Raw genomic sequence first — 16,675 nt, forward strand, 5'->3', positions numbered from 1 at the left:
ATGCGTTCAATCGGACATTTCATCGGTGGCAAGGAGGTCAAGGGCCCCTCTGGCCGCACCGCCGACGTTTTCGAGCCGATGACCGGTGACGTCCAGGCCAAGGTGGCTCTGGCGTCCAAGGCCGAGGTCCGCGCCGCCATCGAGAACGCGCGCGCCGCGCAGCCCGAGTGGGCCGCCACCAACCCGCAGCGCCGCGCTCGCGTCATGATGAAATTCCTGGAGCTGATCCAGCGCGACTACGACAAGCTCGCCGAGCTGCTCGCGCGTGAGCACGGTAAGACCGTGCCGGACGCCAAGGGCGACATCCAGCGTGGTCTCGAGGTCGTCGAATTCGCCTGCGGCATCCCGCATCTGATGAAGGGCGAGTACACGGAAGGAGCCGGCCCCGGCATCGACATCTATTCGATGCGCCAGGCGCTCGGCGTCGTCGCCGGCATCACGCCGTTCAACTTCCCGGCGATGATCCCGATGTGGAAGTTCGCCCCTGCAATCGCCTGCGGCAACGCCTTCATCCTCAAGCCCTCGGAGCGCGATCCCGGCGTGCCGATGAAACTTGCCGAGCTGATGATCGAGGCGGGCCTGCCGGCCGGCATCCTCAACGTCGTCAACGGCGACAAGGAAGCCGTGGACGCCATCCTCGACGATCCCGATATCAAGGCCATCGGCTTCGTCGGCTCGACGCCGATCGCGCAGTACATCTATGAGCGCGCCGCCCAGACCGGCAAGCGCTGCCAGTGCTTCGGCGGCGCCAAGAACCACGCCATCGTCATGCCGGACGCGGACATGGACCAGGCCGTCGACGCGCTGATCGGCGCCGGCTACGGCTCCGCCGGCGAGCGCTGCATGGCCGTCTCCGTCGCGGTCCCCGTCGGCAAGTCCACCGCCGACCGTCTCATGGAAAAGCTGATCCCGCGCGTCGAGAGTCTCAAGATCGGCACCTCGATCGATCCGTCGGCCGATTACGGTCCGTTGGTGACGCGCGAGGCGGTCGAGAAGGTCAAGAGCTACATCGACATCGGTATCAAGGAAGGCGCGACGCTGGCCGTCGACGGCCGCGGCTTCAAGATGCAGGGCTACGAGAACGGCTTCTATCTCGGCGGCTCGCTGTTCGACAACGTCACCAAGGACATGCGGATCTACAAGGAAGAGATCTTTGGCCCGGTGCTCTCGGTCGTGCGTGCGCATGACTACAAGGAAGCGCTGGCGCTGCCGTCCGACCACGACTATGGCAACGGCGTCGCCATCTTCACCCGCGACGGCGACGCCGCGCGCGACTTCGCGGCCAAGGTCAATGTCGGCATGGTCGGCATCAACGTGCCGATCCCGGTGCCGATCGCCTATTACACCTTCGGCGGCTGGAAGAAGTCGGGCTTCGGCGATCTCAACCAGCACGGCCCGGACTCGATCCGCTTCTACACCAAGACCAAGACGGTGACCTCGCGCTGGCCGTCCGGCGTCAAGGAAGGTGCGGAGTTCTCGATCCCGCTGATGAAGTAGGGCTGTTGCCCAGCCCGTCATTGCGAGAGTAGCGAAGCAATCCAGAATCTTTCCGCAGAGACAGTCTGGATTGCTTCGTCGCTTCGCTCCTCGCAATGACGAGGAAGGTGAGGAGCCCCGCATGCAGTTCGCTCTGAACGAGGATCAGGTCGCAATTCGCGACATGGCGCTCACGTTTGCGGCGGAAAAGATCGCGCCGCATGCGCTGCGCTGGGACGAGGAAAAGCATTTCCCCGTCGATGTGATGCGCGAGGCCGCCACCCTCGGCATGGGCGGCATCTACATCCGCGACGATGTCGGCGGCTCCGCCATGACGCGGTTCGATGCGGCGCTGATCTTCGAGGCGCTGGCGACGGGCTGCCCGACCACCTCGGCCTTCATCTCCATCCACAACATGGCGAGCTGGATGATCGATGCCTTCGGCAGCGACACCCAGCGCCACCAATGGCTGCCGAAGCTCTGCACCATGGAGCTGATCGCAAGCTACTGCCTGACCGAGCCGGGCGCCGGCTCGGACGCGGCGGCGCTCCGCACCCGCGCGCTGCGGGACGGCGACCATTACGTCCTCAACGGCCAGAAGCAGTTCATCTCCGGCGCTGGCGGCACCGACCTTCTGGTCGCGATGGTGCGTACCGGCGGCGACGGACCGGGCGGGATCTCGACCCTCGTCATCGACGGCAAGACGCCCGGCGTCTCCTTCGGCGCCAATGAGCGCAAGATGGGCTGGAACGCACAGCCGACCCGCGCCGTCATGTTCGAGAACGCCCGCGTTCCTGTCGCCAATCGCCTGAGCGAAGAGGGCGTCGGCTTCAAGATCGCGATGGCCGGCCTCGACGGCGGCCGCCTCAACATCACGGCGTGTTCTCTTGGTGGTGCCCAAACTGCGCTCGACAAGGCACGCGCCTACATGAAGGAGCGCAAGGCATTCGGAAAACGGCTGGACGAATTCCAGGCGCTGCAATTCCGTCTTGCCGACATGGCGATCGAGCTCGAGGCTGCGCGCACCTTCCTGTGGCGTGCTGCGGCGGCTCTCGACCGCAAGGATCCTGACGCCACCATGCTCTGCGCCATGGCGAAACGCTTCGGTACCGACGTCGGCTTCGAGGTCGCCAATCACGCGCTGCAGCTTCACGGCGGCTACGGCTACTTGAGCGAATATGGCATCGAGAAGATCGTGCGGGACTTGCGCGTGCACCAGATCCTCGAAGGCACCAATGAAATCATGCGGCTGATCGTGGCGCGCAAATTGATCGAGGGCGCGCGATGAGCGGAGCGGAAGAGGGCGATCTGGTCGCGCGCGTCGAAGGCGCAGCCGGCATCATCAGGCTCAATCGTCCCAAGGCGATCAACGCCGTCACGCTGGAGATGTTTCGCGACATCGACAAGGCGCTCGATCGCTTCGAAGCTGATCCTGCAATTGCCGTGGTCCTGCTGGAAGGCGCCGGCGAGCGCGGCCTCTGCGCCGGCGGCGACATCCGCACGCTCTGGGAGAGCTCCAAGGCTGGCGGCGACCTCGGCAGGATCCTGTGGCGGGAGGAGTACATCCTCAATGCCCGGATCAAGACATTCCCGAAGCCGTATGTCGCCTTCATGGACGGCATCGTGATGGGCGGCGGCGTCGGCTTGTCGGCCCATGCCAGCCACCGCATCGTCACCGATCGCACCAAGCTCGCGATGCCCGAAGTCGGTCTCGGCTTCTTTCCCGATGTCGGCGGCACCTATCTGCTGTCGCATTCGCCGGGCGAGATCGGCACCTATTTCGGGCTGACCGGCCAGACCATGAACGGGCCGGACGCGATCCACGCGAAGTTTGCCGATTGGGTCGTGCCGGCGGCGAGATTGCCGGAGCTGCGCGAGACACTGACCAAGCTGCGGTCCGGTGCGACCGCCGGCGACGTCGGCAAGCTCATCGGCGGCTTTGCCACCGGCGAGACCGCGGGGCCGGTGGCCGCAAAGGAGCCGATCATCGATGCGTTGTTCGGCTTCGACCGCATGGAGGATATTTTTGCGGCGCTGAAGCGCGATGGTTCCGAGTTCGCGCTGGCCACGCTGAAGACGCTGAACGAAAAATCGCCGCGCGGCATGGTGGTGACGCTTAAGCTGCTGCGACTTGCGCGTGGAGCGTCGAGCCTGGAGGAATGCCTGGTGCGCGAATACCGTGCCGCGCTGGAAGTGTTTCGGAGCGATGATTTTCGCGAAGGCGTGCGCGCGGCTGTGATCGACAAGGACCGCAACCCGACCTGGTCGCCGCCGCGGATCGAAGATGTGACGCCGGAGATGCTCGCGCCCTATCTCGCCGAGATCGGCGTGGACGAGCTGAAGTTCAATTAACAACGCTGTAGCGGAGGAAACGACAATGGCCACGATCGCATTCATCGGTCTCGGCAACATGGGCGGCCCGATGGCGGCCAACCTCGTCAAGGCCGGCCACAAGGTCGTGGCGTTCGACCTGGTCGAAGCCTCGCGCAATCAGGCCAAGGCCGATGGCGCCAGCATTGCCGCCAGCGCGCCCGGCGCGGTGCAGGGCGCCGATGTCGTCGTCACCATGCTCCCCGCGGGCAAGCATGTGCTCGGCGTCTGGAACGAGGTCGTACCTGCCATGACCAAGGGAACGCTGATCATCGATAGCTCCACCATCGACGTCGAGAGCGCGAGGGCTGCGCATGCGCTCGCTGCCAAGCACGGCGTGCTTTCGGTCGACGCGCCGGTCTCCGGCGGCACCGGCGGCGCCAAGGGCGCGACGCTCACTTTCATGTGTGGGGGTGAGGAGAAGGCATTTGCTGCGGCCAAGCCGGTGCTCGAAAACATGGGCAAGAAGATCGTGCATTGTGGCGGCGCTGGCGCTGGCCAGGCCGCCAAGATCTGCAACAACATGATCCTTGGCATTTCCATGATCGCAGTCAGCGAAGCCTTTGCGCTCGGCGAGAAGCTCGGCCTTTCGCACCAGGCACTGTTCGACGTCGCCTCGACCTCGTCGGGCCAGTGCTGGTCGCTGACGACCTATTGCCCGGTGCCGGGCCCGGTGCCGACCTCGCCCGCCAACAACGACTACAAGCCGGGCTTTGCCTCGGCGCTGATGGTGAAGGATCTGACCCTGGCGCAGGATGCCGCCAAGGCCGCGGGTGCGGCGACACCGCTCGGCAAGCATGCGCAGGAGATCTATCAGTCTTTCGACGCAGCCGGCCAGGGCGGGGTGGATTTTTCCGGGATTATCAAGCACGTTCGCAGCCTCGCTGGAAAATAGCGGGACTTCGTAGCCCGGATGCAGCGAAGCGAAATCCGGGACAGCTGCCTCCAATGGCCTCGCCGGCCCGGGATTGCGCTTCGCTGCATCCGGGCTACGCTCGAACATCATTTCGACGGGCCCGGACCATGACCACATTTCAGGAAGCGCGCGCGTTTCTGCTTCATCACCGCACGGACTACGAGGCCGCGGTCAAAGGCTTCCGCTGGCCCGATCCGGTTCCCTTCAACTGGGCGCTCGACTGGTTCGACGCCGAGCTGGCGAGGAAGGCGGAATCGAAGGATCGGCCGGCGCTCTGGATCGTCGACGCCGCGCAGGATCGCCAGACCAAGCTATCGTTCGCGGCGCTTTCGAAGCGCTCGAACCAGGTCGCGAACTTCCTCCGCGCCCAGGGCTTGAGGCGCGGCGATCATCTTCTGCTGTTGCTCGGCAATGTGGTTCCGCTGTGGGAGACGATGCTCGCCGCGATGAAGCTCGGTGTGGTCGTGATCCCTGCGACCACGCTGCTCACCGCCGATGAGCTGCGTGACCGGCTCGATCGCGGCAAGGCGAGGGCGGTGGTGGCGGCGCAGGACCAGGTCGCAAAATTCGCAAGCCTCGGTGCCGAGAATGTCGTCCGCATCGTGGTCGGCGCGCCCTCCGATGGCTGGCTTGCCTATGACGAAGCGGCCAAGGCCTCCGAAGGCTTTACGCCTGACGGCGCGACCAACGCCGACGACCCGATGCTGCTCTATTTCACCTCTGGCACCACGGCAAAACCGAAGCTGGTGCGGCACAGCCAACGCAGCTATCCCGTCGGCCATCTCTCCACCATGTACTGGATCGGGCTGAAGCCCGGCGACGTTCATCTCAACATCTCCTCGCCTGGCTGGGCCAAGCATGCCTGGAGCTGTTTCTTCGCGCCGTGGAATGCGGGCGCGACCGTGTTCGTGGTCAATCAGCCGCGCTTCGATGCCAAGGCGCTGCTCGCCACCATCGGCCGCTGCGGCGTTACCACGCTGTGCGCGCCGCCGACCGTGTGGCGGCTGTTCATCCAGGAGAACCTGGCCTCGTTCAAGGTCGCGCTTCGCGAGGTCTGCGGCGCCGGTGAGCCGCTCAACCCCGAAGTGATCGACCAGGTGCGCACCGCCTGGGGTCTCACCATCCGTGACGGCTATGGCCAGACCGAAACCACCGCGCTCGCCGGCAATTCGCCGGGACAGCCCATCAAGATCGGCTCGATGGGCCGTCCGCTGCCGGGCTATCGCGTGCAGATCAGCGACGCCGACGGTAATCCGGCGAAGGAGGGGGAGGTGACGCTGGTGCTCGGCGCCGACCGCCCGGCCGGCCTGATGCAAGGCTACCAGGGCGACGACGGCAAGCTGTCCGGCGCCGAGGGCGAGCTCTATCGCAGCGGCGACGTGGTGTTCGCCGACGAGGACGGCTATCTCACCTTCGTCGGCCGCTCCGACGACGTGTTCAAGTCGTCGGATTACCGCATCAGCCCGTTCGAGCTCGAGAGTGTTCTGCTCGAGCACGAGCTCGTCGCGGAAGCCGCGGTGGTCCCGAGCCCGGACCCGATTCGGCTCGCAATTCCCAAGGCCTTCGTGCTGCTGATTTCGGGCGCGGAACGCTCACCTGAAACCGCGCTGTCGATCTTCAAGCACCTGCATACGCGCCTGGCGCCGTTCAAGCGCATCCGCCGCCTCGAAATCGTCACCGAGCTGCCGAAGACGATCTCTGGCAAAATCCGCCGCGTGCAGCTACGACGTCTCGAACGCGACGACGATCGCAACGATCCGCTGCGGGGCCGGGAATTCCGCGAGGAGGATTTTCCGGAGTTGCCGAAAACACGGAGTGAGACCTAAGTGAACCAAATCTGGAAGTCGCCGCCGATCACGCTGGAGGCCTATCAGGCCATGGTCGGCAGGGAGATCGGCGTGTCGTCCTGGCACCTGATCGACCAGCCTCGCATCGATACCTACGCCGACGTGACCGAGGATCACCAGTTCATCCATGTCGATCCCGAGAAGGCCAAGGCGACCGCGTTCGGCACCACCATCGCGCACGGCTTCCTGACGATGTCGATGTTGTCGGTGATGTCCTATGAGGTGATGCCGGCGATTGCGGGCACCACGATGGGCGTCAATTACGGCTTCGACAAGCTGCGCTTTATCTCGCCGGTGCGATCGGGCAGGCGCGTCCGCGGCCGCTTCGTGCTGGCGGAAGCCAAGCTCCGCAAGCCGAATGAATTGCAATCCCGCACCAACGTCACGGTGGAGATCGAGGGCGAGGACAAGCCGGCGCTGGTCGCGGACTGGTTGGGTCTGATCTATTTCGCCTAGGCCAGAGGCGTCGTTGCCGGGCTTGACCCAGCCATCCATCGCTGCTCAAAAGCTTGTCAATCCGCGCTCGGTGCACCCTCTCCCCTTGTGGGAGAGGGTGGCTAAATCGAGCGGAGCGAGATGAAGCCGGGTGAGGGGTCTCTCTCCACGCGCTCATCTGCCGAGACAGACCCCTTATCCGGCGCTTCGCGCCACCTTCTCCCACAAGGGGAGAAGGGAAGAAAACTAGGAAACGCACTCATGGCAATCAGGTTCGACGGACGCGTCGCCATCGTCACCGGCGCGGGCAATGGTCTCGGCAAGGCGCACGCGCTGGGGCTGGCGAGCCGCGGCGCGAAGGTCGTGGTCAACGATTTCGGTGGCGCGCGAGACGGTACCGGCGGCTCGCTGTCGCCGGCCGAGTCCGTGGTTGAAGAGATCCGCAAAGCCGGCGGCACCGCGATGGCCGACGGTGCCGACGTCTCTAATTTCGAGCAGGTCACCGCCATGGTCGAGCGCGCCACCAAAGAATGGGGCAGCGTCGATCTTCTGTGCGCCAATGCCGGCATCCTGCGCGACAAGTCGTTCGGCAAGATGGAAGCGGCTGATTTCCAGAAGGTGCTGGACGTGCATCTCGTCGGCACCTTCTATTGCTGCAAGGCGGCCTGGGCCGGCATGCGCGACCGAAATTACGGCCGCATCGTGCTGACGACCTCGTCCTCTGGCCTCTACGGCAATTTCGGCCAGGCCAATTACGGCGCGGCGAAATCCGGCATGGTCGGACTGATGAATGTGCTGGCCGAGGAAGGCCGCAAGAACGACATCCGCGTCAACATCATCTCGCCGACCGCGGCAACTCGGATGACCGAGGAGCTGCTGCCGCCACAGGCGCTGCAGCTGATGAAGCCAAACGCCATCACGCCCGCGGTCGAGTACATGCTGAGCGAGGATGCGCCGACCCGCACCATCATGGGCGCCGGCGCCGGCTCCTTCGCCGTGATCAAGATTTTGGAGAGCGAAGGCATCAACCTGCCGGAGTCCGAATGGACGCCGGACGCGGTCGCCGCCCACTTCGCCGAGATCAGCGACATGTCGAAGGCCAAGGCGCTGACGGGTGCGTTCGAGCAGACGCAGAAATATGTGGCGCAGGCGGCGGCACGGGCGGGGATCAAGCTCTGAGGGACGTCGCCGTCATCGGTGCCGGTCCCGCCGGGCTGATGGCGGCGGAGGTGCTCGCGTCGGGCGGCGCGCGCGTCACCGTCTACGACGCGATGCCGTCTGCGGGGCGCAAATTCCTGATGGCGGGCCGGGGCGGGCTCAACCTCACCCACAGCGAGCCGCTGCCGCAGTTCATGTCGCGCTACCGCGAGGCCGCACCGAAGCTGCAAGCGGCGATCGAGGCCTTTTCGCCCGAGGCGTTGCGTGCGTGGAGCGAAGCATTGGGCGAGCCGACCTTCGTCGGCAGCAGTGGCCGGGTGTTTCCGAAAGCGTTCAAGGCCTCGCCCTTGCTGCGCGCCTGGCTGCGGCGCCTCGACGCGAGCGGCGTGCGGTTTGCCTTCCGCCATCGCTGGACCGGATGGGACGGCGAGGGGCGGCTGCTGTTTCGAACGCGCGATGGCGTGGCGGCGGTCGCGGCCAGTGCCACGATCCTCGCGCTCGGCGGCGCAAGCTGGCCGCGGCTCGGGGCGGATGGCGGCTGGGGCGATCTCCTAACAGCAAGAGACGTTGCCGTCTCGAAGCTGCGGCCCGCCAATTCCGGCTTCACGGTCGCATGGTCAAATGTGTTCCGCGACCGTTTCGAGGGCCAGCCGCTCAAGGGCGTGGCGCTGACGATCGGCTTGCACACGGTGCGCGGCGAAGCGGTGATCACCCGCAGCGGCATCGAAGGTGGCGCGATCTACGCTCTGTCGGCGGAACTGCGGGAGGCCTTGCTTGTTCTCGGGCAGGCGCGGTTGATGATAGCCCTGCGGCCCGACCTCGACACGGCCGGGCTGACGACGCGGCTATCGGGCACGCGCGGCAAGCAATCGCTCGCGAACTTCCTGCGCAAGGCCGCGCAGCTGTCGCCGGTCGGAATCGGCCTGATGCAGGAGGCGGCCATTGCCTCCGGCCGAACGCTGACATCGTTCTCGCCGTCCGAGCTTGCGGAGCTGATCAACGCAATTCCGGTGCAGCTCACCGGCACAGCGCCGATCGAGCGGGCGATCTCGACGGCGGGCGGGATCACCTTCGACGAGCTCGACGAACACTTCATGTTGCGCAAGCTGCCGGGGGTGTTCGCGGCCGGCGAGATGCTGGACTGGGAGGCGCCAACGGGCGGCTACCTGCTGCAGGCGTCCTTCGCGACCGGGCTTGCGGGGGGCAGGGGTGTGTTGGCTTGGCTCAACCGTGCGTAGAACGCCGCCGCCCTTCAAGGGCCGCAGAAGAAGCGGCCACCTCAGGGCGACGGCTAAGAGAGAGCGTCGTCTCTCCCAGAGAAGAGTTCACGAGAGAGCGTCATCCTGAGGTGCTCGGTTTCCGGTGCGACAGCACCGGGAGCCGAGCCTCGAAGGATGCGCGGGCGTCGAACCGTCTACCGCAGCTTCCCGCGCGCCGACACCGGCAGCGTGCCGATGATGTCCTCGCCGCGCACCATCACCACCTCGTCCATCATGTTGACGACGACGCAGACGTGGTTTGGCACGATGCGGACGACGTCGCCGACATTGGGCCTTGTGTTGCTGCGGGAGAGATCGAGGAAGCCGTGCTCCTCGGCGAACTTCGCGATTTTTGCCTCGGGATGCTCCAGGATCAGGCCGTGGCCGTCGAGGCCGCCGGTGTCCGTCGTCAGCGTTTTCGAGCCGGCGTCCAAAATGCCGCGCTCGGGCGCGGCGCGGCTCACCACGGTCGAATAGATGTGCAGCGCGCAGTCGTCCCAGGTCGCCGAGCCCGCGGCGACCTGCATGCGGTCGTTGTAGATATAGGTGCCGAAGCGATGCTCGGTGCCGCCCTTGAGCTTGCCGAGATTGACGAGGTTCGGCGTGCCGCCGGTCGAGACGATCTTTGCGTCCAGCCCGTGCGCGCGCACGCCGGCCAGCGCCTCGTCGTAGAACTTCTGCGCCTCAGCCCAGCCTGTCTCGGTCGGATAGAGCATGAAGCCGGCGAACTCGAGGCCCTTCGACCCCGCGATCTCGCGCGCCAGCGCAATCGCTTCGGCCGGCGTCTCGACGCCCGCGCGCTTGCGGCCAGTGTCGCATTCGACCGCGACCGAGAGCGGGCGGCCCGATGCCGCAGCCGCCTTGGGCAGGCCGGCGACGACCGTGGAGTTGTCAGCGGCCACGGTCATGTTCGCCTTGGCCTGCAGCGCGCCGAGGCGCGCCATCTTCTCGTCGCCAAGGAGGTTGTAGCTGATCAGGATGTCGTCGATGCCGGCATTGACCATGATCTCGGCTTCGCCGAGCTTCTGACAGGTGATGCCCTTGGCGCCGGCCGCAACCTGCATCTTGGCAATCGTCGGGTTCTTGTGCGTCTTGATGTGCGGCCGATTGGCGACGCCGGCATCGTCGCAAGCCTTCTGGATCCGCGCTATGTTGCGCTCGACCTTGTCCATGTCGATGACGGCGCAGGGCGTGCCGTATTCGCGGGCGATCTTGGCGGCAAGAGGTGTTGTCATGGCAGTCCTTTAGTTGGCGCGTATTCTGATCGCAAAACCGGTGCCCACTTCTTGCGGAATACGCGCTATGCCTGTTCAATCTCTTCACGGAGCATTTCGAGTTCGAGCCAGCGCTCTTCGGCGGCGGACAGTTCCTCATGCGCCTTGGCGATGGCGGCCGAGGTATCGTCGAACCTCTTGCGATCCCTAGCGTAGAGGTTGGGATCATCAAGCACGCGCTGCAGCTTTGCGATATCCGCCTGCAACGTTTCCATCCTCTGCGGCAGCGTTTCCAGCGCGTGCTTCTCGTTGAAGCTCAGCTTCCGCTTGGGCGCCGACGAAGAAGCGGAGGCGCGCTCCTCTTTCTTCTCCGCGGAGGCTTGCGCCTTTGCCGTCTCGCGCTTGAGGTCCGCGCCGCGCTGCGCCAGCATGTCGCTGTAGCCGCCGGCATATTCGATCCACTTGCCATTGCCCTCGGGCGCGATCACGGAGGTGACGACGCGGTCGAGGAAGTCGCGGTCGTGGCTGATCAGGATGACCGTGCCCTCATAGTCGCCGAGCATCTCCTCGAGCACGTCGAGGGTTTCGAGATCGAGATCGTTGGTCGGCTCGTCCAGCACCAGCAGGTTTGACGGTTTGGCCAGCGCACGCGCCAGCATCAGCCGGCCGCGCTCCCCGCCGGAGAGCACCTCCAGCGGCGTGCCGCGCTGCTCCTGCGCGAACAGGAAGTCCTTCATGTAGCCGACGACGTGCTTTGGCTTGCCGCCGACCATGACGTGGTCGCCGCGGCCGCCGGTGAGCGCTTCGGCCAGCGTCGATTTGGGATCGAGGCTTTCGCGATGCTGGTCGAGTGTCGCCATCTCCAGATTGGCGCCGAGCCGCACGGTGCCGGAGTCAGGCTCCGCGCCGCCGGTGAGCAGGTTGACCAACGTGGTCTTGCCGGCGCCGTTCGGGCCGATGATGCCGAGCCGGTCGCCGCGCTGGATGCGGGTCGAGAAATTCTCGACGATCTTGCGCTCGCCATAGGATTTGGTGATGCCCTTGGCCTCGATCACCAGCTTGCCGGACTGCTCGGCCTCACTGGCCGCGAGGTTGGCGCTGCCGGCGGTGCCGCGATAATTGCGGCGCTGGGCGCGCAGCGCGTGCAGATTGGCGAGGCGCTTGACGTTGCGCTTGCGCCGGCCGGAGACGCCGTGGCGCAGCCAGTGCTCCTCGTCGACGATCTTGCGGTCGAGCTTGTGCTGGTCGCGCTCGTCCTCGGCCAGCACCTCGTCGCGCCAGCTCTCGAACGAGGCAAAGCCACGATCGATCTGCTTGATCTTGCCGCGGTCGAGCCAGGCAGTGGAGCGCGACAGATTAGTGAGGAAGCGGCGATCATGGCTGATGATCACCAGCGCGCTGCGGCGGCTATCGAGCTCCTGTTCCAGCCATTCGATGGTGGCAAGATCGAGGTGGTTGGTCGGCTCGTCCAGCAGCAGAATGTCGGGCGAGGGCGCCAGCACAAAGGCCAGCGCCGCGCGGCGGGCCTCGCCGCCGGAGAGGTTGTGCGGGTTCTCCTCGCCGGTGAGGCCGAGCTGCTCCAGGAGATAGCGCGCCTGGTGCTGGTCGTCGCCGGGCGCGAGCCCGGACTCGACATAGGCGAGCGTGGTCTTGTGCGTGCCGAAGTCCGGCTCCTGCGGCAGATAGCGGACGGTGGCGCCGGGCTGCACGAAGCGCGTGCCGCCATCGGGCTCGACCAGGCCGGCGGCGATCTTCAGCAGCGTCGACTTGCCGGAGCCGTTGCGGCCGATCAGGCAGACGCGTTCACCCGGGGCGACATTGAGCTCGACGCCTGACAGCAGCGGCGTGCCGCCGAAGGTCAGCCGGATGTCTTTCAGTTGGATCAGTGGCGGCGCCATGGTCAACCCTGACTCGTTGCGGCCGCATCGGTGCGACGTCGCGCGATCCGCCGCAGCGTCTGGTCGAGCGCCGACAGGAAGGCGGAGCGGTCGCGCGGCGCGAACGATCGTGGGCCGCCGGTGACCTCGCCGGCCGAGCGCAGATCCGTCATCAGATTGCGCACCGCCAGCGTCATCCCGATCGACTCTTCGGTAAACGGCTTTCCGTTCGGCGCGATCACGTCGGCGCCCGCCTTCACACAGCGGCTCGCCAGCGGAATGTCCGAGGTCACGACCACGTCGCCAGGCCTGGCGCGCTCGGCGATCCAGTCGTCGGCCGCATCCATGCCGCTACCTGCTGCAATGCGCTCGATCAACGGGTCCTGCGGCACGCGCATGAAATTGCCCGCGACCACGCTGACGGGTATGCCATGCCGGATCGCGACGCGGTAGATCTCGTCCTTCACGGGGCAGGCGTCGGCGTCGACATAGATGCGGGTGGGAGTGTCGGTCATTCCGCGCGTGGTACCGCATTCGGGCGGCAAAGGCGAGGGGATTGACCGCTGTTCCCGGGAGCCTACGATCGGCCCCGAAACAATGAGAATGCAGGGAAGATGCCCATGCCGAACCGGCTCGAAACCTACCGCGTCGAGGCCTACAACACCGCCAAACAATCCGAAAACAAGATGCATGACGACACGGTGGCGCGCCGCTTCGGCTTTTCCGGCGGGCTGGTCCCCGGCGTCGACGTCTTCGCCTACATGATGCACGTGCCGGTCGCGCGCTGGGGCCGCGACTTCCTGTCCGCGGGCTGATCGAGGCCCGCTTCATCAAGCCGGTCTATGACGGTGAGACCGCCGATGTCGATGCCACCGAGCACAACGGCTTGCTGACCATCGAGGTGTTCAGCCGCACCGAGCTCTGCGCGACCGGGACGGCCTCGCTGCCGATGGAGGCGCCGGTGGTAGCATTGAGCGACTATGTCGAAGTCCCCGCTGTCGCCGAGCGCAAGCCGGTCAGTCCTGCGACGTTCGAGATGGGCAAATGGCTCGGCACGACGCCGCGCCGCTGGGCCGGGCAGGACGCAGCCGACTATCTCGCCGACGTAAGGGAGAAAGATCCGATCTTCGCGCGCGAGGGGCTCGGCCATCCCGGCCTGATCCAGCGCGTCATGAACCGCGTGCTGGTGGACAACACCATCCTGGGTCCTTGGATCCACGTCGGCAGCCGCATGCAGCTGCTATCTGCCGCGCGCGCCGGCGACGAGATCACCGCGCGGGCCAAGGTCACAGCGAATTACGAGAAGAAGGGCCACCGCTTCGTCGAGCTGGACGCGCTCGTCGTCGCCAACGGCACGACGCCGATCGCGCATTGCCAGCACACCGCGATCTACCAGCCGCGCGAGCAGGCGGCGGCGTAATCACCGGCAACGTCATTCCGGGGCGATGCGAAGCATCGAACCCGGAATATCGAGATTCCGGGTTCGGTCCTGCGGACCGCCCCGGAATGACGAGGTGAGACTTAGAGTAGGCGACAAGTCCGGCCATGACGGCGGAATGCGTGTGCGCCCCCTCACGCCGCCTTGGCCTTCGCCTCCTGGATCGCGCGCCAGACGCGCTCCGGTGTCAGCGGCATGTCGATGTGCTTGATGCCGTAATCCGAGAGCGCATCGAGCACCGCGTTCACCACCGTCGACAGGCTGCCGGCGCAACCGGCTTCGCCGCAGCCCTTGCTGCCGAGTGGATTGGTCGTGGCTGGCACCGGATGATCGCCGATCGTCATGTTGGGGACGTCCTCGGCGCGCGGCAGGGCGTAGTCCATCAGCGAACCCGTGATCGGCTGGCCGCTCTCGTCGTAGCGGATGTGCTCCATCAGCGCCTGGCCGATGCCCTGAACCACACCGCCATGGAGCTGGCCCGCGACCAGCAGCGGGTTGATCACCGTGCCGAAATCGTTGACCGCGCTATAGCGCACGATCTGCACCACGCCGGTCTCTGGATCGATCTCGACCTCGGCGACGTGGCAGCCGTTCGGGAACGCCGAGGCGACCGGTTCGCTGGTGTGATCGACGTCGAGGCTGTCAGGCACGCCCTCCGGCATCTTGCCGTCGTGCAGGCGCTTGGCGAGCTCCATGATGTCGATGCTGCGATCGGTGCCGGCGATCGTGAAGCTGCCGCCTTCGAATTCGATGTCGGCTTCGGACGCCTCCAGCATGTGCGCCGCGGCGCGCTTGCCCTTCTCGATGACGAGCTTTGCAGCGCCCACGATTGCCTGGCCGGTCGCGGTGATCGAGCGCGAGCCGCCGGTGCCGTTGCCGGTGTGGACGATGTCGCTGTCGCCCTGGACGAGCTTGATGTTCTCGAAGGGAACCCCGAGCTGCGCGCTCAGCACCTGCGCGAACGGGGTGGCATGGCCCTGGCCGTAATCGAGCGTGCCGGTGATGAGCTGCACGGTGCCGTCAGCATCGAACACGATCTTGCCGAGCTCGGGGCTCGGCGGCGCGGTGACCTCGAGATAGGAGCCGACGGCGATGCCGCGCAGCTTGCCCGCCTTCTTGCTCTCCTTCTTGCGCTTGGCGAAGTTCTCGTGGTCGGAGATTTCGAGCGCCTTGTTGAACACGGCCTGGAAGTCGCCGCTATCATAGGTGACGCCGGAGGAGGCCGCGAACGGGATCTGGCTCGGCTTGATGAAGTTGCGCTTGCGCAAGGTCAGCCGGTTGATGCCCATCTCGTCGGCGGCGCGGTCGATCAGTCGCTCCATGTAATAGTTCGCCTCGGGCCGGCCGGCGCCGCGATAGGCGCCCATCAGCGTGGTGTTGGTCAGCACCACCTTGATGTCGACGCCCATCAGCGGCGTGCGGTAGACGCTGGAAAAGTTCTTGCCGGTGTTGAGCGACAGCGGGCCGGGCGCGACGCCGGTGATGTAGGCACCGACATTGCCATAGCCGGACAGCTTGGCCGCGAGGAAATGCCCCTCGGCGTCGAGCGCGAGCTCGGCGTGGATCTTCTGCGCGCGGCCGTGGCTGTCGGAGAGGAAGGCGGTCGAGCGCTCGTCGAGCCACTTCACCGGGCGGCCCAGCGCCTTGGCCGCGTACAGGATGCACATGTATTCGGGATAGTTGATGTTCTTCATGCCGAAGGAGCCGCCGACATTGGCGGTGAGGATGCGCACCTTCTCGTTCGGCACTTTCAGGTTCTTGGCGAGGTTGGCGCGGTTGCCGGCCACGCCCTGCGTCGGGACCTGAAGCGTGTAGCGCTCGGTCTTCTTGTCGTAGGAGGCAAGGCCGACGCGCGGCTCCATCGAGACCACGGCGACACGGGTGTTCTCGATGTCGATCCTGGTGACATGGGCGGCGCTGGCAAAGGCCGCGTTGACCTTGTCCATGTCGCCGTAGTGATAGTCGAGGACGACATTGTTAGGGATGTGGTCATAAAGCTGCGGCGCGCCGGGCTTGGCGGCTTCGTCGGGATCGGTCACCGCGGGCAGCGGCTCGACGTCGAGCTCGACCGCCTCGGCAGCATCGCGGGCCTGCGCCAGCGTCTCGGCCACCACGAAGGCGACGGGATCGCCGACGAAGCGGACCTTGTCGGTTGCGAGCGGCTGACGGTTGGTCTGCAGCAGGGGCGAGCCGTCGCGGCTCTTTAGCGGCAGGCCGCAGGTGAAGGGACCGTAGCCGGCGGCGTCGAGGTCCTTGCCGGTCCAGACGCCCAGCACGCCCGGCATCGCCTTGGCGGCGTCAATGCCGATGCCACGGATGGTGCCATGGGCATGGGTGGAACGGACGACCACGGCATAGGCCTGGCCGGGCAGGTTGAAATCGTCGGTGTAGCGGCCCTTGCCGCGCACCAGCGTGTCGTCCTCCTTGCGGCGGACGGGCTGCCCGACGCCATATTTTTGCAGTGCAATAGCGTTTTCGAGCGTGGACGATTTGGTGTGTTCTTGCATGGAATTGACCTGAAAAGCCGGCATTTGCGCATTTTCGCGGCAGCGGGGGACCGGACACCCCTGAGATAGCCCACCACCCGGTTCACGACAACGCACGAATGGGCATGGTCCCATGTGATGCGTTGTTGCGCAGGCCTGCCGCGCTGCTAATGTTTCAGGCGAAAAAGCAATTCCTGAC

General features: G+C 65.8%; 12 protein-coding genes and 1 pseudogene. 9 read left to right on the top strand and 4 right to left on the bottom strand.

Annotated features, from left to right (window positions below):
• From X268_RS11950 to X268_RS11985, 8 genes are all read left to right on the top strand, one after another.
• Window positions 1-1,497: a CoA-acylating methylmalonate-semialdehyde dehydrogenase gene (locus X268_RS11950; RefSeq protein ID WP_128925140.1), complete on the top strand. Its 1,497-nt coding sequence runs from the start codon at window positions 1-3 to the stop codon at window positions 1,495-1,497.
• A 121-nt stretch (window positions 1,498-1,618) separates the two neighbouring features.
• On the top strand, window positions 1,619-2,764 hold the full coding sequence (locus X268_RS11955; protein WP_128925141.1) for an isobutyryl-CoA dehydrogenase: 1,146 nt from the start codon (window positions 1,619-1,621) through the stop codon (window positions 2,762-2,764).
• Window positions 2,761-3,828 (top strand): enoyl-CoA hydratase/isomerase family protein, encoded by a 1,068-nt coding sequence (locus tag X268_RS11960; protein WP_128925142.1) that lies wholly within the window; start codon window positions 2,761-2,763, stop codon window positions 3,826-3,828. Before X268_RS11955 ends, X268_RS11960 begins: the two co-directional genes overlap by 4 nt.
• On the top strand, window positions 3,824-4,741 hold the full coding sequence (gene mmsB, locus X268_RS11965) for a 3-hydroxyisobutyrate dehydrogenase (protein ID WP_430648411.1): 918 nt from the start codon (window positions 3,824-3,826) through the stop codon (window positions 4,739-4,741). The genes X268_RS11960 and mmsB overlap by 5 nt, the downstream gene beginning before the upstream one ends.
• 128 nt (window positions 4,742-4,869) lie before the next feature.
• On the top strand, window positions 4,870-6,588 hold the full coding sequence (locus tag X268_RS11970) for an AMP-binding protein (protein ID WP_128925144.1): 1,719 nt from the start codon (window positions 4,870-4,872) through the stop codon (window positions 6,586-6,588).
• On the top strand, window positions 6,589-7,065 hold the full coding sequence (locus tag X268_RS11975) for a MaoC family dehydratase (RefSeq protein ID WP_128925145.1): 477 nt from the start codon (window positions 6,589-6,591) through the stop codon (window positions 7,063-7,065).
• Between the two features lie 240 nt (window positions 7,066-7,305).
• The gene (locus X268_RS40020; protein WP_131871457.1) at window positions 7,306-8,223 is read left to right on the top strand and encodes an SDR family NAD(P)-dependent oxidoreductase; all 918 of its coding nucleotides are present in this window, start codon (window positions 7,306-7,308) and stop codon (window positions 8,221-8,223) included.
• Window positions 8,220-9,440 (top strand): BaiN/RdsA family NAD(P)/FAD-dependent oxidoreductase, encoded by a 1,221-nt coding sequence (locus tag X268_RS11985; RefSeq protein ID WP_283818299.1) that lies wholly within the window; start codon window positions 8,220-8,222, stop codon window positions 9,438-9,440. The genes X268_RS40020 and X268_RS11985 overlap by 4 nt, the downstream gene beginning before the upstream one ends.
• A 176-nt stretch (window positions 9,441-9,616) precedes the next feature.
• On the opposite strand, the gene X268_RS11990 is transcribed toward X268_RS11985, so the two are convergent.
• The 3 genes from X268_RS11990 to X268_RS12000 all read right to left on the bottom strand — a co-directional run bounded on the left by X268_RS11990 (window position 9,617) and on the right by X268_RS12000 (window position 13,067).
• Window positions 9,617-10,696 (bottom strand): D-TA family PLP-dependent enzyme, encoded by a 1,080-nt coding sequence (locus X268_RS11990; protein ID WP_128925148.1) that lies wholly within the window; start codon window positions 10,694-10,696, stop codon window positions 9,617-9,619.
• 65 nt (window positions 10,697-10,761) lie between these two features.
• Window positions 10,762-12,573 carry an ABC-F family ATP-binding cassette domain-containing protein gene (locus X268_RS11995; protein WP_128925149.1) on the bottom strand — a complete coding sequence of 604 codons (1,812 nt, stop codon included), beginning with the start codon at window positions 12,571-12,573 and terminating at the stop codon, window positions 10,762-10,764.
• 2 nt (window positions 12,574-12,575) lie between these two features.
• A complete protein-coding gene (locus X268_RS12000) occupies window positions 12,576-13,067 on the bottom strand; it encodes a YaiI/YqxD family protein (RefSeq protein WP_128925150.1) in 492 nt (163 codons plus the stop codon).
• 105 nt (window positions 13,068-13,172) lie between these two features.
• On the opposite strand from X268_RS12000, the pseudogene X268_RS12005 reads away from it, so the two are divergent.
• Window positions 13,173-13,972: pseudogene (locus X268_RS12005) on the top strand (hypothetical protein).
• A gap of 152 nt (window positions 13,973-14,124) precedes the next feature.
• On the opposite strand, the gene X268_RS12015 reads toward X268_RS12005, so the two are convergent.
• Window positions 14,125-16,497, bottom strand: a complete 2,373-nt coding sequence (locus X268_RS12015; protein ID WP_128925152.1) for a xanthine dehydrogenase family protein molybdopterin-binding subunit — start codon at window positions 16,495-16,497, stop codon at window positions 14,125-14,127.
• Window positions 16,498-16,675: the final 178 nt, after the last annotated feature.

It is taken from the genome of Bradyrhizobium guangxiense, assembly GCF_004114915.1.
Classification (GTDB): domain Bacteria; phylum Pseudomonadota; class Alphaproteobacteria; order Rhizobiales; family Xanthobacteraceae; genus Bradyrhizobium; species Bradyrhizobium guangxiense.